19 protein-coding genes are annotated in these 19,343 nt (G+C 57.4%); 9 read left to right on the top strand and 10 right to left on the bottom strand.

Annotated elements, in window-relative coordinates; all coding sequences use genetic code 11:
- The first annotated feature begins 104 nt into the window (after positions 1 to 104).
- Together ACR0I1_RS11335 and ACR0I1_RS11340 are read left to right on the top strand one after the other, a co-directional pair.
- Positions 105 to 920 (top strand): MlaA family lipoprotein, encoded by an 816-nt coding sequence (locus ACR0I1_RS11335; protein WP_170408533.1) that lies wholly within the window; start codon positions 105 to 107, stop codon positions 918 to 920.
- Positions 910 to 1,518, top strand: a complete 609-nt coding sequence (locus ACR0I1_RS11340) for an MlaC/ttg2D family ABC transporter substrate-binding protein (RefSeq protein WP_170408534.1) — start codon at positions 910 to 912, stop codon at positions 1,516 to 1,518. The genes ACR0I1_RS11335 and ACR0I1_RS11340 overlap by 11 nt, the downstream gene beginning before the upstream one ends.
- Before the next feature lie 59 nt (positions 1,519 to 1,577).
- On the opposite strand, the gene ACR0I1_RS11345 is transcribed toward ACR0I1_RS11340, so the two are convergent.
- From ACR0I1_RS11345 to ACR0I1_RS11365, 5 genes are all read right to left on the bottom strand, one after another.
- Entirely contained in the window at positions 1,578 to 2,387 is an 810-nt protein-coding gene (locus ACR0I1_RS11345) for a methyltransferase domain-containing protein (RefSeq protein ID WP_170636568.1), read from the bottom strand.
- A 108-nt stretch (positions 2,388 to 2,495) separates the two neighbouring features.
- Positions 2,496 to 3,593, bottom strand: coding sequence for an ABC transporter ATP-binding protein (locus ACR0I1_RS11350; RefSeq protein WP_480706506.1), 1,098 nt, complete (start codon positions 3,591 to 3,593; stop codon positions 2,496 to 2,498).
- A 5-nt stretch (positions 3,594 to 3,598) separates the two neighbouring features.
- On the bottom strand, positions 3,599 to 4,498 hold the full coding sequence (locus ACR0I1_RS11355) for a carbohydrate ABC transporter permease (RefSeq protein WP_480706508.1): 900 nt from the start codon (positions 4,496 to 4,498) through the stop codon (positions 3,599 to 3,601).
- Positions 4,491 to 5,363: a carbohydrate ABC transporter permease gene (locus ACR0I1_RS11360; protein ID WP_039543053.1), complete on the bottom strand. Its 873-nt coding sequence runs from the start codon at positions 5,361 to 5,363 to the stop codon at positions 4,491 to 4,493. The genes ACR0I1_RS11355 and ACR0I1_RS11360 overlap by 8 nt, the downstream gene beginning before the upstream one ends.
- Before the next feature lie 57 nt (positions 5,364 to 5,420).
- The gene (locus tag ACR0I1_RS11365; protein ID WP_480706510.1) at positions 5,421 to 6,665 is read right to left on the bottom strand and encodes an ABC transporter substrate-binding protein; all 1,245 of its coding nucleotides are present in this window, start codon (positions 6,663 to 6,665) and stop codon (positions 5,421 to 5,423) included.
- Between the two features lie 217 nt (positions 6,666 to 6,882).
- Between ACR0I1_RS11365 and ACR0I1_RS11370 the strand changes: the two genes are divergently transcribed.
- Both ACR0I1_RS11370 and ACR0I1_RS11375 read left to right on the top strand, forming a co-directional pair.
- The gene (locus tag ACR0I1_RS11370) at positions 6,883 to 7,620 is read left to right on the top strand and encodes a response regulator transcription factor (RefSeq protein WP_480706512.1); all 738 of its coding nucleotides are present in this window, start codon (positions 6,883 to 6,885) and stop codon (positions 7,618 to 7,620) included.
- The gene (locus tag ACR0I1_RS11375; RefSeq protein WP_480706514.1) at positions 7,617 to 9,059 is read left to right on the top strand and encodes a sensor histidine kinase; all 1,443 of its coding nucleotides are present in this window, start codon (positions 7,617 to 7,619) and stop codon (positions 9,057 to 9,059) included. The genes ACR0I1_RS11370 and ACR0I1_RS11375 overlap by 4 nt, the downstream gene beginning before the upstream one ends.
- On the opposite strand, the gene fliP is transcribed toward ACR0I1_RS11375, so the two are convergent.
- Genes fliP through fliF form a run of 4 tightly spaced genes read right to left on the bottom strand, consistent with a single transcriptional unit; the run spans position 9,060 to position 12,250 of the window.
- Positions 9,060 to 9,788, bottom strand: a complete 729-nt coding sequence (gene fliP / locus ACR0I1_RS11380) for a flagellar type III secretion system pore protein FliP (RefSeq protein WP_480706516.1) — start codon at positions 9,786 to 9,788, stop codon at positions 9,060 to 9,062.
- On the bottom strand, positions 9,785 to 10,072 hold the full coding sequence (locus tag ACR0I1_RS11385; protein ID WP_480706518.1) for a FliM/FliN family flagellar motor switch protein: 288 nt from the start codon (positions 10,070 to 10,072) through the stop codon (positions 9,785 to 9,787). The genes fliP and ACR0I1_RS11385 overlap by 4 nt, the downstream gene beginning before the upstream one ends.
- The gene (locus ACR0I1_RS11390) at positions 10,065 to 10,661 is read right to left on the bottom strand and encodes an ABC transporter ATP-binding protein (RefSeq protein ID WP_480706520.1); all 597 of its coding nucleotides are present in this window, start codon (positions 10,659 to 10,661) and stop codon (positions 10,065 to 10,067) included. Before ACR0I1_RS11390 ends, ACR0I1_RS11385 begins: the two co-directional genes overlap by 8 nt.
- Positions 10,661 to 12,250, bottom strand: a complete 1,590-nt coding sequence (fliF, locus tag ACR0I1_RS11395; RefSeq protein WP_480706522.1) for a flagellar basal-body MS-ring/collar protein FliF — start codon at positions 12,248 to 12,250, stop codon at positions 10,661 to 10,663. The genes ACR0I1_RS11390 and fliF overlap by 1 nt, the downstream gene beginning before the upstream one ends.
- 119 nt (positions 12,251 to 12,369) lie before the next feature.
- Here fliF and ACR0I1_RS11400 point away from each other — a divergent pair, with 119 nt between their 5' ends.
- Genes ACR0I1_RS11400 through ACR0I1_RS11420 form a run of 5 tightly spaced genes read left to right on the top strand, consistent with a single transcriptional unit; the run spans position 12,370 to position 17,039 of the window.
- Positions 12,370 to 12,867: a flagellar basal body-associated FliL family protein gene (locus ACR0I1_RS11400; protein ID WP_480591566.1), complete on the top strand. Its 498-nt coding sequence runs from the start codon at positions 12,370 to 12,372 to the stop codon at positions 12,865 to 12,867.
- A gap of 9 nt (positions 12,868 to 12,876) precedes the next feature.
- Complete coding sequence (locus tag ACR0I1_RS11405; RefSeq protein WP_480706524.1) at positions 12,877 to 13,389, top strand: hypothetical protein; 513 nt, start codon at positions 12,877 to 12,879, stop codon at positions 13,387 to 13,389.
- Positions 13,386 to 13,979 (top strand): MotE family protein, encoded by a 594-nt coding sequence (locus tag ACR0I1_RS11410; protein WP_480706525.1) that lies wholly within the window; start codon positions 13,386 to 13,388, stop codon positions 13,977 to 13,979. Before ACR0I1_RS11405 ends, ACR0I1_RS11410 begins: the two co-directional genes overlap by 4 nt.
- Before the next feature lie 46 nt (positions 13,980 to 14,025).
- Positions 14,026 to 14,895, top strand: a complete 870-nt coding sequence (gene motA / locus ACR0I1_RS11415; protein ID WP_170408548.1) for a flagellar motor stator protein MotA — start codon at positions 14,026 to 14,028, stop codon at positions 14,893 to 14,895.
- Positions 14,892 to 17,039, top strand: coding sequence for a tetratricopeptide repeat protein (locus ACR0I1_RS11420; RefSeq protein ID WP_480706527.1), 2,148 nt, complete (start codon positions 14,892 to 14,894; stop codon positions 17,037 to 17,039). The genes motA and ACR0I1_RS11420 overlap by 4 nt, the downstream gene beginning before the upstream one ends.
- A gap of 680 nt (positions 17,040 to 17,719) precedes the next feature.
- On the opposite strand, the gene betB is transcribed toward ACR0I1_RS11420, so the two are convergent.
- Positions 17,720 to 19,174 (bottom strand): betaine-aldehyde dehydrogenase, encoded by a 1,455-nt coding sequence (gene betB, locus ACR0I1_RS11425; RefSeq protein WP_480706530.1) that lies wholly within the window; start codon positions 19,172 to 19,174, stop codon positions 17,720 to 17,722.
- Positions 19,175 to 19,343 lie beyond the last annotated feature (169 nt).

Consider the following 19,343-nt stretch of genomic DNA (forward strand, 5'->3'; position numbering starts at 1 on the left):
TGCGCGAAACCTCTATGTGAGACCAATTGCGCCACCAAGGGTGCAAAGGCTGTATTGATTGAAGGCCCGGATACCGCTGGGCAATTTTCGGAGTAACGAAGACAGTGCCAAGTTACATTCGTCTGAAGCACCTGATCATATTCGGCATCCTGACGGTCCTATCGGCATGCGCGACGCAGCCTCAGGACGCAGCGGCGCGGGGTGAGATTTTTGACCCCTATGAAGGGACCAACCGGGGCATTCACAAGTTCAATCTGGGTGTGGACCGATTCCTGTTCCGACCGGCCTCGAAAGGCTATGTGAAGATCGTACCAGATCCGATGGTTACCAGTTTCAATCACTTTGCCGAAAACCTGACGATGCCCGGGCAGGCGCTGGACTATCTGCTGCAAGGCAATCTGAAACAGTCCGGCAATGCGCTGCTGCGCTTTCTGATCAACTCGACCGTGGGCGGCTTTGGCCTGTCAGCCCCGGCGGATGAGCTGAACCTGCCGCCTGTTGATACTGATTTCGGCGAAACCCTGCATGTCTGGGGCGTGGGCGAAGGTGCTTATGTGGAACTGCCCTTCTACGGCCCGTCCACCGCGCGCGATGCGGTCGGCGTTGTGGTCAACCTGTTCTCGAATCCGATCAACTTTAGCCCGACCCGCCCGGTCGACAATATTGGTGTCTATGCCGAGGTCGTGCGGCGGATGGGAGATCGCGGTCGGTTCTCGGATACAGTTGATTCGATTCTGTACGAAAGTGCAGACAGTTACGCGCAAGCGCGCACGATCTACCTGCAAAATCGCCGCTTTGAACTGGCAAGGGATGATGAAGACGCCTATTTGGGTCTGTATGACGATCCCTACGCCACCACCGGGACCGACCCTGTCAGAGACCCCTATCTTGACCCGTACGAGGACCCCTATGCCGAATAACCTGTTGAACCGACGCCGTTTTGTGGCCACCGCCCTGACCGGGATGACAGTTGCCGCATTGCCTCTGCCCGCGTTCGCGCTGACCGAAGCGCAGGCCAAACAGCTGGTCAACAGCGTTGTGGCCGATATCACGCGTATCATTGACTCGGGTAAATCCGAAAATGCCATGCTGCGTGATTTTCAAAAGATCTTTGTGCAATACGGTGATGTGCCGATCATGGCCCGCTATGCGCTGGGGGCGGATGCACGCACAGCCTCATCCGCACAGCTGCGTCAGTTCACCAAAGCGTTCGAAGGCTATATTTCGCGCAAATATGGTCGCCGGTTCCGCGAGTTCATCGGCGGTGAGGTCACCGTGCGTAACGCGCGCAAGATCAAGACCGGATACGAGGTCAGAACCTCGGTCAAATTGCGCGGCTCATCCCCGTTCGAAGTGACATTCCTGGTGTCCGACAAATCGGGTCGTGGAAAGTTCTACAACATGTTCATCGAAGGTGTGAATTTGTTGCTGACCGAGCGCACAGAGATTGGCGCAATGCTGGATGCGCGCGGCGGCGACCTGAATCGCCTGATCAAGGATCTGAAAAAGACTGGCTGATCAGAGGTATTATCCTACGCCGGCCACCGCTCGACCCGTTCGCGCGGTGGCTTTTTTGTTCAGGTTGCAGGCTTGCGCGCGATCTGGCTGACATAAGACATGTAGCCAAAAAACGTGTTTGCAGACACACGCGCCCGGGCCTCGGATTTCAGCGCCTGTGCCGTTTCAGGCGCCAACAACCCGGTCTCGGCCATTCGATCCGCACCACGGTCGATAACGGTCAGAAAGTAAGTCGCCTCTCCTTCGGCCACATAACCGTGTCCCCGGCGACGGCCCAACTCAAAACCTGCTTGAGAGAGTGCACCGCCAATCTGGCGCATGATCCAGAGGTTGGTGACGTTCTGATTGATCATGAACCGAATGAGTTGATCCAGAGGATCAAAATCGGCAATCTGCGCTGTGGCGGTATCGTAGTCCCCATCGCAAATCGCGAATATCCCGCCCGGTTTCAGTATCCGAAAGGCCTCGGAAACCACATCTTCGGGGCCGGGTACATGGCACAACAGTGTATGCGCCAGAACAAGGTCTGCTGAGCTATCTTCAAGCCTGGTTGCCTTTGCATCGCCGGTTTCAAAAACAAGATTGCTCTCGCTGGCGAAGCTGTTTCTCGCACGTTCGACCATAACCGGTGAGGGCTCAATGCCGAGCGCGCGCTCCACCCCGCCAACTGACAGCAGCTCTTGCGTGATGTGCCCGGTGCCTGAACCCAGCTCAACCGCGAACCCGCCCTCAGGGACAATCAAATCACTTAGATAGCTATCCCTGATCTCTTTCTGCGCTGGCTCCAGACACCGCGCTTCCATAGCTTCGGCGATACGCTCTTGGACCGAGGTATCCTGCCCGGCCAGATCGGAATACGGATCGGACATAGCGCGCCTCCCTTCGCTACGTCCCAAGATAGCATATTTCAAATTTACCGGCCAAAACCGACTGTGATTGGTATGGCCCACCCCGGGTTGGTGCGGGCCAACGGCAACTTAATTCAGCCGTTCACCCGTTTCCTTGGCAAAGTAGGACACCTTGCTCATGTCGAACGCCAGGTTCAGCAATTGACCGGCCTGCGCGCTGGTTTCAGCATGCAGCCGCGCCGTGACCTGCTTGCCACCCAATTCCGACACCACATAGGTATCTGCCCCTGCGGGTTCGACCATATCGACCATGCAGGCGGCTTCCTGCACGCCTGCGCCAGCGCGGAACCCCGCCTCGGCGATATCTTCAGGGCGTAGACCAAGGATGACATCCTGCGGCAGAGACAAGACGCGTGCATCGTTCAGAACCAGCGTTTCACCGGATTCGCGCGCGATCGAGATTTGCGTCCCCGAGCCATTGTTCGATGCCTGTGCCGGGATCAGGTTCATCGCAGGTGAGCCCATGAAATCCGCCACAAACAGGTTGGCCGGGTTGTTGTAGATCTCAGCCGGAGTACCGATCTGCTGTACAATCCCGCCTTTCAGGACCACGATCTTGGTGGCCAGCGTCATCGCTTCGATTTGGTCGTGGGTGACATAAACAATGGAGGCGTCCAGTGTCTGGTGCAGCTTCTTGATCTCGGTCCGCATCTCGACCCGCAGCTTGGCGTCAAGGTTCGACAGCGGTTCATCGAACAGGAACAGCTTGGGGTCGCGCACCAACGCCCGGCCCATCGCGACCCGCTGACGCTGACCACCCGACAGTTGGCTGGGGCGGCGGTTCAGCAATGGCTCGATCTGCAGCAAGGAGGCGACGTCTTTCAGCTTGGCTTCCTGCGTGGCCTGATCGACCCCGCGCACTTTCATGCCGAAGGTGATGTTCTTGGCCACCGACATGGTCGGATACAAAGCGTAAGACTGGAACACCATCGCGATGTCGCGATCCTTGGGGCTGACATGGGTCATATCGTTGCCACCGATGGACAATGTGCCACCGGTGATCTCTTCCAGTCCCGCAATGCAGTTCAGCAGCGTAGACTTACCGCAGCCCGAGGGGCCGACAAGCACCAGGAAATCGCCCGGTTCAATCGAGATGTTGATGTCTTTCAGAATCTCGGTCGCGCCGTAATTCTTGTAGAGTTTGTTGATATCAAGGATGGGAGCCATGGGTCTTATCCCTTCACTGAGCCAGCGGTCAGGCCGCGGATGAAATACTTACCGGCAACGACATAGACGAGCAGCGTCGGCAGCCCCGCGATGATCGCGGCGGCCATGTCGACGTTGTATTCTTTGACGCCGGTGGTGGAGTTTACGATGTTGTTGAGCGCAACGGTCACGGGCTGTGTCCCTGCTTGGCTGAACGACACACCGAACAGGAAGTCGTTCCAGATCTGCGTGAACTGCCAGATCACGGTCACCACGATGATCGGCAGCGACAGCGGCAGGAAGATTGACCAGAAAATTCGCAGGAAGCCTGCACCGTCGACACGAGCGGCCTTGGTCAGCTCGGCCGGAATGGTGACATAGTAGTTGCGGAAGAACAGCGTGGTGAAGCCCAGCCCGTAGATCACATGGACAAAGATCAGGCCCGGAATGGTCCCGGCAATCCCCATCATACCCAGCAGACGTGCCATTGGCAGCAGAACAACTTGGAACGGGATGAAGCAACCGAATAGCATCAGCGAGAAGATGATATTGGCCCCTTTGAACCGCCATTGCGCCACGACATAGCCGTTCAGCGCACCCAACAGGGTCGACAAAAATACCGCAGGCACCGCGATCAGAACCGAGTTCCAGAAATAGGGTCGCAAACCTTCACACTGGATACCGGTACAAGCGCCGGACCATGCGGTTTTCCAGGCGTCGAAGCTGACCTCTCGCGGCAGCGAAACCAGGCTGCCGGTGCGGATTTCCTCAAGGCTTTTCAATGAAGTCGTCAACATCACGAAGAGCGGCATCAGGTAATACAGTGCAAACAGGCCAAGCAGGATATAAAGCAACCAACGCAGGGCAATCTTGCCCGTAGCGCTTTGGGTGCGGGTTTGTGTTTGGGGCATCGACAGATCAGTCATTTTTCGCCCTCAGCTCTGAGTAAAGATAGGGAACCACGATGGCAAAGACGACCAGCATCATGATCATCGCGGACGAGGCCGCTTGACCAATATCGCCGCGCGAAAAGGCCATGGCGTACATGTAAGTAGCGGGCAGATCGGTTGCGTAGCCCGGACCGCCACCAGTCAGGGCGATGACAAGGTCGAAGCTTTTGATTGCGAGGTGCGCCAGCACGATGAAAGCAGACAGGAAAATCGGGGCCATCGAAGGGATGATGATCGCCGTATAGATGCGCCACGTGGGGATACCATCGACCTGTGCGGCCTTGATGATCTCGCCATCGACCGAACGCAAACCGGCCAAAAACAACGCCATGACGAAGCCGGAACTCTGCCAGATCGCGGCGATCACGATAGTGTAGATCGCATAGTCAGGGTTCACCAGCCAGTCGAATTCGAAATTCGGAAAGCCCCAGCCCTGCACCATGGATTCGATGCCCAGGCCCGGGTTCAAAATCCACTTCCACGCCGTACCTGTCACGATCATCGACAACGCCATCGGGTACAAGTAGATCGTCCGGATCGCGCCTTCGACGCGGATCTTCTGATCCAGCAGGATGGCCAGCAACAGGCCCAGTACCATCGCGATCACGATGAACAGCGCACCAAAGATATAAAGGTTGTTGATCGCCGTATCCCAGCGGGGAGAGTCGAACAGGCGTTCGTACTGAATGAAGCCTTTGATCTCGTATTTCGGCAGTAGTTTCGATCGGGTTAGCGACACCCATGCGGTCCATCCGATAAATCCGTAGACAAAGATCAATACGGCGATGAACGACGGTGCCAGCACCACCTTGGGCAGGTGGTTTTCCAGCCATTCGGACATTTTAGCCTCCGGGGAAAGATGCTCTGCCCCGCATTATAGGGGGCAGAGCGTGTTGGATCAGAAGCTGTTTGCTACCGCGTCCGCCAGTTGCTGAACCGCGTCAGCCGAGGACATATCCGAGTTGAAATGTGCGGTCACAACATCCGTAATCGCACCGGCCTGCGACCCGCGCAGCGCCATGCCATGGGCATAAGACGGCAGCAGCGAACCGCCTGCCGAGGTCGAACCCATATCTTCGGCCGAGATTTGCGCGCAGATGTCGAACGCATCCAGTGCCACATCAGTCCGCGCAGGGATCGAGCCCTTGTTCAGGTTGAACACTTCCTGGAATTTCGGCGCGACGATCAGCTTGGCCAGCAATTCCTGACCAGCGCGGTTGTCATCACCTTCCACTTCGAACATGGCAAAGCTGTCGACGTTGTACAGATATCCGTCGCCGGGGGTCGAGGCACACAGGAAGTCTTCGCCGGGCTTCTTGCCAGCCGCCAGGAATTCGCCCTTGGCCCAGTCACCCATGATTTGGAAGGCTGCTTCGCCATTCATCACCATGGCGGTGGCAAGGTTCCAGTCGCGGCCTGAGAAGTTTTCGTCCACATAACCGCGCAGGGTGCGCATCTGATCAAAGACCTGCACCATGGTGTCCGAGGTCAGCGTCTCGGGGTCCAGATCAACAAAGGCTTTTTGATAGAATTCGGGGCCACCCAGACCCAGCGCAACCGCTTCGAACACTGTGGCGTCTTGCCATGCCTGGCCACCATGGGCCAAAGGGATCACTCCGGCAGCCTGCAGTTTTTCGGCAGCGGCGTTGAACTCTTCCCATGTTGTGGGCATTTCAATGTCGTTGGCGGCCAGAACGTCAGCATTGGCCCAAATCCAGTCGATGCGGTGCACGTTCACAGGTGCTGCACACCACGTACCTTCGCACATCATGTGGCCTGCAATCGATGCTGGCAGCACATCGGCCCAGCCTTCGGCTTCTGCCACGGATGAAATGTCTGCCAAAACGCCCTCTTCATACCATTCCTGAATGGCAGGTCCTTTCAGCTGAACAGCAGTCGGCGCGTTACCCGCAAGAACCCGGGCCCGCAGCGCAGTCATGGCCGCATCGCCGCCGCCACCTGCGACCGGCATATCGGTCCATGTGCCGCCGTTCGAGGCGAACTCTTCCTGCAGAACCGCGACCGATTTCGCCTCACCACCGGACGTCCACCAGTGCAGAACTTCGGCCTTTGGTTCAGCCACAACAGCCGACCCGGCCACTACGGCCAATGTCGACACGGTGGCAAATGCAAAACGCTTCATTTTTTGTTCTCCTCCCTGAGAATTCGGTGCCACCCCAAGGGCGGCCATACGCGATATAGCGCTAACAGATTGCCGCCTGGCAACGCAGAATGCGATGCAATATCCTGACAAGGTGGAAATTTTCACCGCTTTTGTTACCCCGTGTTACGTTGGCCTTGAATCCGTTTCCATTCGTTACAATTGGCGGCGACGGAGAACCCTGAGGAGGAGAAACAGAGTGGGCATTCCCCGGCTCCTGGTGGTGGACGACGATTCGGAGATGCGGTCGATGATGACCCAGTTCTTTCAGCAGAACGGGTATATTGCTCTGCCTGCCAGTTCCGAAAGTCAAATACGCACGCATCTAACCTCGGGGCGGATCGACCTGATCCTGTTGGACGTGATGCTGGGCGATGAAAACGGCGTCGAGATCTGTGCCCGGTTGCGGGCCGAACAGGATGTACCGATCATTCTGGTCTCGGCCCTGTCGGCGGATCATCAGCGCATGGCAGGATATGAGGTTGGAGCAGACGATTACATCGCCAAACCATTCAACCCGCAACTGTTGCTGGCCCGCGTCCGTGCGGTGATGCAACGCGCCCGACGCACGCCTTCGCTGGCATACCGCCGCCGCACGCGCACCTTTCACTTTGACGGCTGGGTCTTTGACGGCAAACGGGACGAGGTGCATTCGCCCGAAGGCTATCTGGTTTCCCTGTCCCAACGGGAGACCGCCCTGCTGAAGGTTTTGCTGGCGAACCCGCATATTCCGCTGACCCGTGATGAGATCGCCGCCGCACTGGATGTAACCGGTGAGGCCGACAAGCCCGAGGCGCAAGGCCGTGCCATAGATATGCTGGTGGGGCGGTTGCGGTCGAAAATCGAGGCCAACCCGAAAGACCCCCAGATGCTGCGCACCGAGCGCGGTGTTGGCTATCTGTTTACCGCTGACGTTATGGTGGATGAGGAAGCATGACCCTGCGCCTGCGCAGTATTGGGTGGCTCTGGACCCTGTCCGCCTTTGTCGCGGGGCTGGTGGCTGCCGGGATGTGGTTCACCTCGGCACAGGCTTGGAACCGGTATCAGACCGCAGCATTTGTTGCCGGTTTCACCATATACGAAGACTTGCGAACGGGGATGGCGCCGCCACCCGGCCTATTGATCAACCCATTGCCAACCGAGGCAGCCGCGCTTGCTGATAGGGGAGCGTTCCAGCAAATGCCCGGCTTTGCGGATCGCCGCTTTGTCACCAATCTGTCGATTCTGACCGACAGTTCAGCCCCCCTGAGTGGCCGCGAATTGACGCTTGCGGTGTTATCGGATCGACTGGTCTATCCGGTTTCAGACATCGTATCTGGCAGCGATCAGACCGGCCCCGAGAAGATGGGGAACCTGACCCGTCTGTTGGCCACATATTGCAGCGAACCTATCCTGATCGCGCAATTCGGGCGCGGAGTCTGGCAGCAAGTCGACGGCACCGAAATCTGGGGCTGTAAGGCTGCGCCGGTTGATCTGCGTTTGCCCGCGATATTGCTGGGAATTGTGTCCTTGGCGGTGCTTCTGACCTCGGTCGGGAATGTTTCTGACAGTTTCGCACGTTTCGCTCAGGCACTAGGCGACCGCCGACGTCGCGGCGGGCCGCAAAGCTATGACGCGGACGGGCCCGAAGAGCTGCGCGATATCGTGACTGCGGTGAATGATCACCTGGATGCCGAACGTGCGCAGCTTGAGAAACGCGCCATTGTACTGTCGGGCGTCAGCCACGATCTGGGGACACCTGCAACCCGCGTCCGGCTGCGTGCGGCGCTGATTCCCGATGGCGAGTTGCGCGAAAAGCTCGAGGCCGACGTGGACCAGATGACCGGCATGATAGAAAGCGTGCTTACTTACACGCGATCGGAACTCAGCGTCGAGGAACCGCGCCAGATATCGCTGACCTCGCTGGTTGAGTCGCTTGTGGCCGATTATCAGGATATGGACCGGCCTGTGTCGTTGAAAGCCGTTGATCCCGTTATCGTCGAAAGTGCGTCGTCTGTTTTCATGTCACGCCGTGGGCATGCGTCGCTGCCGGAAACGCGGCGCATCCTGGTGACGGGTCAGCCCATCGCATTGAAACGAGCTTTGTCCAATCTGATCGATAATGCCCTGAAATACGGTCGTCACGCCGAGGTTGAACTGGAAACCGATGCTCAGACCGCCACGATCGTCGTCGAGGACAAGGGCACCGACCTATCGGTCGCGGATATCGAGGCGCTACTGGCACCGTTCCAGCGCGGATCAAACATCGGATCTTCGGACGGGTTCGGATTGGGCCTGACAATTGTCAGCACCGTTGCCGAACAACATGGCGGAACGCTGAGTTTCGAGGCCGGAGATCAGGGTCTGCGCGCCCGACTACAGATCACACGGCAATAGTCATGGCGCATAGCTGCGCACCAAGGCGCTGGCGATCAAGGCCCAGCCATCAGCGATGACGAAAAACGCCAATTTGAACGGCAGCGAGACTGTAGCCGGGGGCACCATCATCATTCCCATCGACATCAAAACCGCTGCGACAACGAGATCGATTATCAGGAAAGGTAGGAAAATCAGGAACCCGATCTGAAAGGCCCGCGCGATTTCCGACAACATGAAGGACGGCATCAGCACGGATAACGGGGCCTCGGGCGATAGTTGGATCGCAGCATCATCCGGGCGCAGGTCTGCCATGGCCTGAAACGTGTCGACATCAATGCGCGCTGCCATAAAACTGCGAAACGGCACCAGCGCGCGTTCCAGCGCAGGCTCTACGTCAAGCGTTTCCTCGACCATCGGCTGAATCCCGGTCTCCCACGCCTCGGTAAAAACCGGCTCCATGACGAAATAGGTCAGAAACAGCGCCAGACTGACGATCAACATATTTGGCGGTGACTGCTGCAAGCCGATTCCTTGCCGCAGGATCGCCAAAACCGTGATCAAAAACGGGAAACAGGTGATCATGATCGCCAGTCCCGGTGCCAGGCTGAGCACCGTGATCAGCAAAATCAACTGGATGGTCCGGGCCGAGATCGACCCGCCCTCGCCCAGGGACAGCGACAGTTCTTGCGCCGCGCCACCGGAGGGTATGACCAGCAAAAATGCCAACCAAAACAGGTGGCGCATCATCCGATCCCGTTCTGTAGATCTGAGATTTCGGTCAGCCGAACAGCCAGTTGCCCGGCCTGATCGCCCTCCATCTCTTCCAACAGACCGCGCGCGACCAATTGATCCCCGACATAGAGGTCAACCGGATCCTCGATCCGCTTGTCCAGTGTCAGTAAGGCATTTTCACCCATGCTCAACAGGTCACGGATCAAAGGCCGCGCACGCCCGACTGAGACGGTGACTTCGATCGGAACAGTCTCGAACGGGTTGGGTTTTTCGGGTTTCGGTGGTTGAGGATCACTCATTTGACAAAGCCTCTTTTGCTTCAAACAGATATGCGTCGAACGCTGCAGCAATGGATGAGAGCAAGGCAGCGCAGTCCACCTCGCGTTGGGCGATCCCCACCTGCAATCGCGCCTGTCCCGGCTGGAGCGAGACATCCTCGATGACCTGGGGACGCGGCGAGATATCCTGCGGCAGCATCGCCTCGACCTGATCCGAAGTGCCCGCCGGAACAGTCAGCTGCAGTGGCTGGCCGACCTGCTCACGCGCCATGTCGCAAATCTGCTCGGTCAATCGCTTCGCAAAGCCATGCTCGATCGTCTCAGGCAGAATAGTCTGAACCAGGCTCTGGAACATCGGTTCCAGCGACAGGGTCATGCGGGTCAATGCTTCTTGATAGGTAAAGGACAGGTCGGATAACGTCACCGACAGATCGGAGCTTAGCTGTGTGCCAGTCTGTTCCTGCGCCTGAACCGCATCTTCCCAGCCCGCCCCATAGCCTTGTTCAAATGCAGCAAGCCGCTGTTCTTCCAGTGCGTCTTCATCCAGTAGATGTACGGCCACCCCAGCCGCAGGGGCAGTGAAGTCTTCAAGAAGATGAGCGATCGACATCACACCTTCTCCCCGCCTTCTTCAAGCCAGCTGCGCAGGATCTCAACCGTCTCTTCCTGCTTGTCGCCGATCATGGCGCGCAAACGGTCAACGGGATCCTCGCCGCGGGCAGCGGCAATCGCCGGAACACTCGGCTGCGCCGCATCCGCGAGCGGTGCAAAGTCCTGCACATCTGCGGTCGCAATTTCCCCGGTCAGGGAAGGCGCTGGGGCGACCTCGACCGGTGCACCTGCTGGCAGCAGCGCCGATGCTGCAGATTTCGTCAGAATTGGCCGTATGACAAACAGACCCAAAACAAGGGAAACCAGCGCCAAAACCACCATCTGGATTAGCGACATAGCGTCGATATGCATGTTCTGCCAGATCGACCCGGACACCAACTCGCCCTGGGGTTCAACCATGGGCAAGTCGAGCGATTTCAGTGTGATGACGTCGCCGCGTTCAGCATCAAACCCGACCGCAGAAGCCACAAGCTCTTGCAGTGCATCAAGCTCGGGCTGCGGCATGGGTTCAAAAATCTCGACGCCATCTGTACCTGCCGCTCGAACACCATTGACCAGCACCGCGACAGTCAGACGTTTGATCGCACCTGGCGCGCGATGAACTTCCAACTCGGTCTCTGACACCTCATAATTCACCCGTTCGCGGGTCTGAGTGGCATTCGAATTGGATTCATCGCCTCCTGCCCCGTCGCCATCCGGCAGATTCGACGCCACTGTCACATCCGCCGACTGATTACGCGCACTGTCCGACCGTTCTTCAACATCCGTGCTGATCGCAACACGGCCTTTGGGGTCAAAGCGACGTTCCCGGATAGACTCGGTTTCGGTCACCGTATCTACGCTGACCTCAACCACCGCGTTGCCGACCCCGACCCGGGCTTCGATCAGACGTAGAACTTTCTCACGCAATTGGCGCGCCTTATCATCTGCAGTATCGGCTGCCACCGCCGTGTCCTGCGCGCCAATCACGGCCCCGTTTGAATCAATCACAGTGACGTTTTCCGGTGCCAGCCCGCTAACCGCCGACGCCACTAAAAACCGGATCGCCTTTGCCTGATCTCCGTTAATCGGTGCACCCGACGGGACCAGATAAACCGAAGCGGTTGGTGCTATGCTGCGCTGAAACGGGTTGGAGGAGCTGTTGGCGATGTGCACCCGGGCCTTGCTGACATGCGGGCTGCCCACGATCGTGCGCGCCAGCTCCCCTTCTTTTGCGCGCCAATAGGCGGCATCAAACATCTGCGACGTAGTGCCAAAGCCGCTGAGCGAATCCAGCAGTTCGTAACCGCGATTGCCGTTCGCAGGCAGGCCCTCGCTGGCCAAAGTCATCCGCAACTCATCCCGCTGAACGCCGGGGACGTAGATCGAGCCACCCCTTATTTCATAGGTCACACCAAGCTGGTCCAGCGCCCGCACGATATCCCCTGCCGCACCGCTTTCGAGCCCCGCATAAAGCAGCGTCATCGACGGCGCTGTCACAATCCGTGACATCGCAAGCACACCCAGAAACACCAGTGCCACGGCACCGGCCACGATAATTTGTTTGCGCCTGTCCAAACTTGCCCAGACAGTTCCGATCTGCTGCACGCTTACCTCCGACTCACCGACATTCTGTGCGGCTCTGCCCTTGTTTGGACGATTGCCCTTAACAATCGGTTAGTCCCTGAGGGGTTATGACGGTTGCCGAACAGATTCATGAGGACGGCATGACCGACGCAACTGCAGATGAGGCGGAAGCCCCTAAAAAATCAGGGAAAAAAGGCTTTCTGCTTGGGCTGATTCTGGCTATCGCGGGCGGTGTTGGCGGCTATTTCATAACTGCATCCGGCCTGCTTCCCATAGGTGGGTCCGAGATGGTGAAAGAGGCCAAAAAGAAAGGCGAAGACGCTTCCGTAAAGGCACTTCCCGATGTGAAATTTGTCGATCTTCCGCCGGTGATAATCTCGGTCAAGTCAGATGATTCGCGACATTTGAAATTTCACGCGCAGCTTGAAGTGAACGCGGGCTACGCCGCCGAGGTTGAAAAGATGCAGCCGCGAATCATGGACGTTCTGAACAGCTATTTGCGCGCCCTTGAGTTAACCGATCTGGAAGATTCTCTGGCTTTGATGAGGATCCGCGGACATCTGCTACGACGCATTGGGATCGTCGTGGGCGAAGGCCGTGTGCGTGACGTTCTGGTCATGGAATTTGTACTGAATTAGGAGGCGATGGTGGAGTTGATTGCCGATATTCTTCTGGTTGCGGGCGCTCTTGGGGCTGGTCTGTATTGTTTCGTTCTGTCGCGACGCCTGAAGCGGTTTACCGATCTTGAGAAGGGTGTGGGTGGCGCCGTTTCCGTGCTGTCCTCGCAAGCAGAAGAGTTGCGAAAATCGCTGGATAGCGCGCGTCAGGCTTCGGATGATTCCGGCACCGCGTTGCAGACGCTGACCGAACGGGCGGAAACCGTCGCACAACGGTTGGAGCTTATGATGGCCTCGATGCACGATGTCGTTCAGGAAGAGCCCTCTGAGCCGGACGTTCCCATGGATCAGCCAGATGACGCACCTGCTCAGGACAGGTCTGAGCAGCCCGGCGAAGCACAAGAAACTGCATCCGATCCGTCTGGTGAACCAACTGAGGTCTCGACTGAGCCATCGGACACGCCACAAGAGCCGCCCGCAAAGAAACCAGAAGGCCTGATGTTTTTTCGGCACGCCGCTCCATCTGGCGGAGCAGCGAAATGAGTCGCAACCGGGCAAAAGCGCCTGATCGCCGAGCGCGGGGCGGTGTTCTGACCATCATTTCCTTGCTGATGGTCGGCTCTGCGATTATTCGCATCGGGCTTGAGGCCGGGCCTGCACTTGCCCGCGGCGCAGAACCAAACATGGCCTCGCCGGTCGATGGTGAACGCAAAGAGGCGAATGCGGCAGATCTACAATTGCTGCTTACGGAACTATTGCGCCGTGAAAAGACTCTAAACCAGCGTGAAAGCACGATTTTGGACCGGGAACGGGCGCTCGACATTGCCGATCAGGCCATCGAAACCCGGCTCACCATGCTGGAGGACGCCGAGAACACTCTGCGTGAAACGGTGGCGATTGCCGAAAAGGCCGCCGAAAACGATCTGACACAACTGACTGACGTGTATCAGAGCATGAAGCCCAAAGATGCCGCCGCGTTGTTCGAAACGATGGACGCGGTATTCGCCGCTGGCTTCCTGTCTCGCATGCCACCGGAAGCTGCCGCTGAAGTTATGGCCGGTCTCAGCCCCGAGGCTGCTTACACCATCAGCCTGATCATGGCCGGGCGCAATGCACGTGCCCCACAGGAATGACCCTCATGGCCATATCTATCTGCACCCTCAACGCTGGAGACCTTTCATGATCGGGCTCATCGGAATTGCCGTCATCTTTGTCATGGTATTCGGCGGCTACCTTGCCGCAGGCGGAAAGATGGCCATCATTATGAAATCACTGCCCTTCGAGATGATGATGATCGGAGGGGCCGCAGTCGGCGCATTTCTGATCAGCAATGATATCGGCGGCGTAAAACACACCGCCAAGGATATCGCGAAAGTTTTTAAAGGACCCAAATGGAAGCCCGAGGATTATCGCGATCTGTTATGCTTGTTATTCTCTCTGATCCGGATCGCACGCGCGAACCCGGTCGAGGTAGAGCAGCACATTGAAGAGCCAGGAAGCTCATCGCTATTTTCCGCATATCCCAAGATTCAAGCCGACAAAGAAGCGGTGGACCTGATCTGTGACACCATGCGCTCGGCGGCGATGAACTATGACGACCCGCACCAGGTTGAGGAGGTGCTGGAGAAGCGGATGGAGGCGAACTTCCACCATGCCATGCATTCAAGCCACGCGCTGCAAACCGTTGCTGACGGGTTGCCCGCTCTGGGGATCGTGGCCGCCGTTCTGGGTGTGATCAAGACGATGGGATCAATCGACCAACCACCGGAAGTCCTAGGTAAGCTGATCGGCGGCGCGTTGGTTGGGACGTTTCTGGGGGTTTTTCTGGCTTATGGATTGGTGGGCCCTTTTGCGGGCAAGCTGAAATCTGTTGTCGAAGAAGACAACCACTTTTACCAACTCATCAAAGAGGTTCTGGTGGCTAATCTTCACAACCACAACGCGGCCATGTGTATAGAGGTCGGCCGCCAGAACACACCGACCCACAACCGGCCCGGTTTCTCGGAACTTGAAGACGCGCTTAAGGAACTCAAGCAGGCTGCAGCATGATCCGCGCATTGTCTTTGGTCTTGCTCACATGGGGCACAAGCGCGTCAGCACAGGCTTTGACCGTGCGATCGGGCGAGCATGAGGGATACACGCGTCTGGTGGTACAGGTCCCCTCTGGCACCGGTTGGATGTTGGATCCGGTCGAGAACGGCGCGCGGCTGAGCATTGGCATCGATAATGCGACATTCAACACTTCAGCTGTCTTCGACCGCCTGTCGGGGAACCGTCTGCAATCGCTTCAACAGGCCGGGCCAGGTGCAGCGTTGGAGATGACATTTGGGTGCGACTGCGTGGCAACGGCATTTCTGCATCGCCAAACTATGGTTGTCATAGATATCGCACCCGGCCAGGGTACACCTGCAAATGACCCGGTAGAGCCAGAGGCGCTTCCCAGGACTGCAAGTATCCCGGCCCCAAAACCCTTACCTACTGATATTCCAGCCACCGAACTGGCCTTGCCTTTGCTGCAGTTAAATCAACGAAATTTTGAGGAGCAGTTGGCATCACGTATATTGCAAAGCGCTGATCGAGAGGTTGTTGATCTTGAACTGGCAGGTGTCGGACGCAGGGAATCGTCCAGTTTTGGTCCGCTGCGATCTTCGGAAAAGCTGGTGCCAAATCTGCGACTGTCTTCAGTGCTCGATGAGATTTCGGGGCTGGGCAATCTGGCAGTTCCTCAGATTGATAGAAAACCGGAATGTATCACGGTCAGCGAACTGGGTTTTGAGACATGGTCGGGCGCTCGATCATTTTCCGAGGATGTGGCCGAATTGCGGGTCGGGCTATTTCAGGAATTCGATCGTGTCGACCAGGCGTATGCAATGGATTTGGCGAAGCTCTATACGTATTTCGGGTTCGGTGTAGAAGCGCACCAAGCCCTGTCTTTGTTGTCGGAGACCTCGGTTGAGCAGCGCAGAGTAGCGGCCATCGCATCAGTGATGGACGGGTTGCCTGCACCGACGCCGAACCCTTTGGAAGGGCAGCAAAGATGTGATGGTGCCGCCGCACTCTGGGCGCTTTTGAGTGAGGGTAAACTTCAATCCGATGCGCATGTGAAAGCGATCGAACGCAGTTTTGGTCGGCTGCCGTGGCATCTCAGGCAACATCTCGGCCCGGATATCGCCGAGATGTTTGTCTCGGCAGGCCGGCTTGAAGCATCGCGCCGGATCTTGCGTGCGGTCGAACGGATCTTAGAGGACGAACCCGCTGATGTAACCTTTGCCCAAGCCAAAATCGCGGATGCTGCAGGGGATACCGATACCGCGGAAACGCTGTTGACCGAGGTCATATCGGCGCCCGATGCCGCGACCGATGCGCCGTTGGCACTTGCGCGGTTGATCGAAAAGCGGTGGTCGGACCGGGGTACGGTCTCGCCCCGCGACCTCGATTTAGCTGCAAGTTATGCGCGCGAGCTTCGGAAGTCCGAACTTGGCCCGATGTTGGCGCGTGCTCACGCTTTGGCGATGGCTTTGTCCCAGGATTTTACCGGAGCTCTTGCCGGTTTTGAGGATGTCTCAGATTCCGACGAATGGCAGAGGACACGAGATCAGGTGTTCCAATTGCTGGCGGAGCGGGCGGACGACATTACTTTCCTGCGCCATGTGATGGAATTGAAGGACAGGCGACGCAACGCGCTGGCGGTCGAAACTGCCGTGTCCATGGCAGAGCGATTGGCTGACCTTGGGTTTTCAGCGCAGGCTTACGCGCTGGCAAACCGACCGCAAGATCGGGAACGCAGCCGTGATCGTGCTCGGCTTCGGGCAAAGGCGGCTCTGATGGACAACCGTCCCCGTCAGGCGCTGCTGGAAATCGCGGACGATTCCTCGGACACCGCGCAAGAGTTGCGCGCCCAGGCCATGATGCAAACACAGGATTTCGATGCCGTCGCGCGCGCATTGCAGGCAGGCGGGAAGCACGAGATGGCCGATCGATACAACTGGTTGGCGGGCTCCGGCGGTGCGGATGAAGAGAGGTCAAACACCTTCACCGATTTGTCCCGCATCCGAACATCCCTGATCAAGCCGGTTGCGCGACAGCCGGACAAGCCATTGTCGGACGCCGCAATGCTAATACAGGACAGCACCATCGCACGCGCGCAGATCACTGAAATGCTTGAGACAGTGCGCGCAATCGACCCGAACTGAACCTTGGAAGTCTGTTCTTGCAGAGACAAGTGTAACTGCTTTGGCCTGTAGGCTGATAGACGCCAAAATCAGCCTCTAACAAAGGTATTGAATTCATTTGGACTTCCTATGCGCCAATCCATGATGCCCATGGGACAGTGGCGGTAAACTCAGTGAACGTGTCGAAGATCTACAGCTGGCTCAATGATCATTCAGGACCACCGCACGCGTTCAAGTGTGCTGGTTCTCGGACAACTCCATCTGAGATTACGATCACCACATCTGCCCTTGGTAAACCGGGCCGAGTGACTCGGACTTTCTGAAACCGTATTCCAGGGCACTACGGTTGCCACATCGGGATCCGGCAGACCCGCCCCAGAAATGTGTTCAGCCCAGATGCGAACATGCACCGCCAAAACAATCGCTACAATTGGCATTGCGTATTGTGCCGGGGACATGGTCTGGGGTTGGCCCGAAAATAGCTCACCCTTTCCAGCATCGCCACGTCAATCCAACCAAACTTGGCCAGATGATAAAGGATCAAACTGCACCGATCACAAAAGCTTGGGCGTGTGTTTTCACAGGCTGATCTCCGGTTTGCGGAGGAGGCGTCTTGAGGAATTTAGTCATATGTACGAGCCAGCATGTGCTCTGTCCCCGACGTGAACCATCAAGAACAGAGACTATTCAACCGGATTTACTCAGTATGGGGCCTCCGTATCATTCATCGAGACGTAGACTGTCTTCATCTCGCTGAAGTGGTTGATTGCCAGTTTCGAGTTCTCGCGACCGACGCCCGACATCTTGGAGCCGCCGAAAGGCGCCTCTACCGGGGCCAGGTTATATGTGTTGATATAGCAAGTTCCCGCCTCAAAACCTGCCACGATGCGGTGGGCGCGGGTCAGGTCGTTGGTGAAGACGCCGGCGGCCAGACCGAATTCGGTGTCATTGGCACGGGCCAGAACCTCTTCTTCGGTGTCGAAGTCCAGCACCGACATCACCGGGCCGAAAATCTCTTCGCGCGCGATTGTCATATCGTCCTTAACATCGGCAAAAACCGTGGGCTGCATGTAGAAACCATCGCCTTCGACCCGTTCGCCGCCATAGATCAGCCGCGCGCCTTCGGCCCTCCCCTTTTCGACATAGCCAAGCGCGATATTCATCTGGTTTTCGCTGACCATCGGGCCAAAGTTGACCTCTTCATCCATCGGGTCGCCGATTTTCGCCGTAGCAAGGCGTTCAGACAGGCGCTTAAGGAACGCTTCCTTGATTCCCTTTTGCACAAAAACTCGAGTGCCGTTGGAACAGACCTGTCCCGAGGAGTAGAAATTTCCCAGGATAGCGCCTGACACGGCATTTTCGATGTCGGCGTCGTCGAACACGATCATCGGGGACTTGCCACCCAATTCCATGGTGACATGTTTCATGCCATCGGCGGCAGCAGCGTACACCTTGCGGCCCGTTGGAACCGACCCTGTTAGCGAGACCTTGGCCACTCGGGGGTCGGTCACCAGGCTGGCGCCTACATCACCGTAGCCCTGAACAACGTTATAGACGCCTTTGGGTGCACCTGCCTCGATCAAAATCTCGGCTACTTGCAATGCCGACAGCGGAGTAGTCTCGGAAGGCTTGAAGATCATTGTGTTTCCGCACGCCAACGCCGGGGCACCCTTCCAGCAAGCGATCTGCGTCGGGTAGTTCCATGCCCCAATGCCCACACAAACGCCGAGCGCCTCGCGGACGGTATAGACAAAATCCCCGTCTGCCAGAGGGATATGTTCGCCGGTCAGCGAGGCCGCCAGACCGCCAAAATACTCCAGAGCATCCGCGCCGCTGGTAGCGTCGGCCACCAGCGTTTCCTGCAAAGGTTTGCCGGTATCATGGGTTTCGATGATCGATAAGTCACGATTGCGATCCCGCATGATCTCGGCCGCGCGTCGCAGCACACGGCCTCGCTCGGTGCCCGATAGGGCAGCCCAAGCCGCTTGGGCCGATTTTGCGCTGTTTAGAGCCTTTTCAACAATCTCAGGCGTGGCGGAATGTAGCCGTGCGATGACCTCTCCAGTGGCGGGGTAGATAACGTCGATGGGCGCGCCATTGGTGTCCTCGACATACTCGCCATTGATGAAATGGCTGGCCTTGGGTTGAAACTTCATGCCGGTTCCCTTTGTGTTCAGAAATCTCTTTAGGCAAAGAGATCGCGTGCGTTGAGGATCGAATTATCGATTATTGACTGATCAGTCAATCAAGCCGCGAATTGGCAGGTTCTCGCCTAATCCAAAGGGTCTTCCCTTGAAACGAAAGGTTAATGTTCTATTTATGTTC

It is taken from the genome of Ruegeria sp. B11 (genome assembly GCF_056539785.1).

Bases quoted from the DNA above. Each gene is read 5' to 3' on its own strand.
- ACR0I1_RS11400 (WP_480591566.1), top strand. From the start codon at position 12,370: ATGACCGACGCAACTGCAGATGAGGCGGAAGCCCCTAAAAAATCAGGG.
- ACR0I1_RS11350 (WP_480706506.1), bottom strand. From the start codon at position 3,593: ATGGCTCCCATCCTTGATATCAACAAACTCTACAAGAATTACGGCGCG.
- ACR0I1_RS11360 (WP_039543053.1), bottom strand. From the start codon at position 5,363: ATGTCCGAATGGCTGGAAAACCACCTGCCCAAGGTGGTGCTGGCACCG.
- fliP (WP_480706516.1), bottom strand. From the start codon at position 9,788: ATGATGCGCCACCTGTTTTGGTTGGCATTTTTGCTGGTCATACCCTCC.
- motA (WP_170408548.1), top strand. From the start codon at position 14,026: ATGATCGGGCTCATCGGAATTGCCGTCATCTTTGTCATGGTATTCGGC.
- ACR0I1_RS11385 (WP_480706518.1), bottom strand. From the start codon at position 10,072: ATGAGTGATCCTCAACCACCGAAACCCGAAAAACCCAACCCGTTCGAG.
- ACR0I1_RS11420 (WP_480706527.1), top strand. From the start codon at position 14,892: ATGATCCGCGCATTGTCTTTGGTCTTGCTCACATGGGGCACAAGCGCG.
- ACR0I1_RS11365 (WP_480706510.1), bottom strand. From the start codon at position 6,665: ATGAAGCGTTTTGCATTTGCCACCGTGTCGACATTGGCCGTAGTGGCC.
- ACR0I1_RS11410 (WP_480706525.1), top strand. From the start codon at position 13,386: ATGAGTCGCAACCGGGCAAAAGCGCCTGATCGCCGAGCGCGGGGCGGT.
- ACR0I1_RS11345 (WP_170636568.1), bottom strand. From the start codon at position 2,387: ATGTCCGATCCGTATTCCGATCTGGCCGGGCAGGATACCTCGGTCCAA.
- betB (WP_480706530.1), bottom strand. From the start codon at position 19,174: ATGAAGTTTCAACCCAAGGCCAGCCATTTCATCAATGGCGAGTATGTC.
- ACR0I1_RS11340 (WP_170408534.1), top strand. From the start codon at position 910: ATGCCGAATAACCTGTTGAACCGACGCCGTTTTGTGGCCACCGCCCTG.
- ACR0I1_RS11375 (WP_480706514.1), top strand. From the start codon at position 7,617: ATGACCCTGCGCCTGCGCAGTATTGGGTGGCTCTGGACCCTGTCCGCC.
- ACR0I1_RS11355 (WP_480706508.1), bottom strand. From the start codon at position 4,498: ATGACTGATCTGTCGATGCCCCAAACACAAACCCGCACCCAAAGCGCT.
- ACR0I1_RS11390 (WP_480706520.1), bottom strand. From the start codon at position 10,661: ATGTCGATCGCTCATCTTCTTGAAGACTTCACTGCCCCTGCGGCTGGG.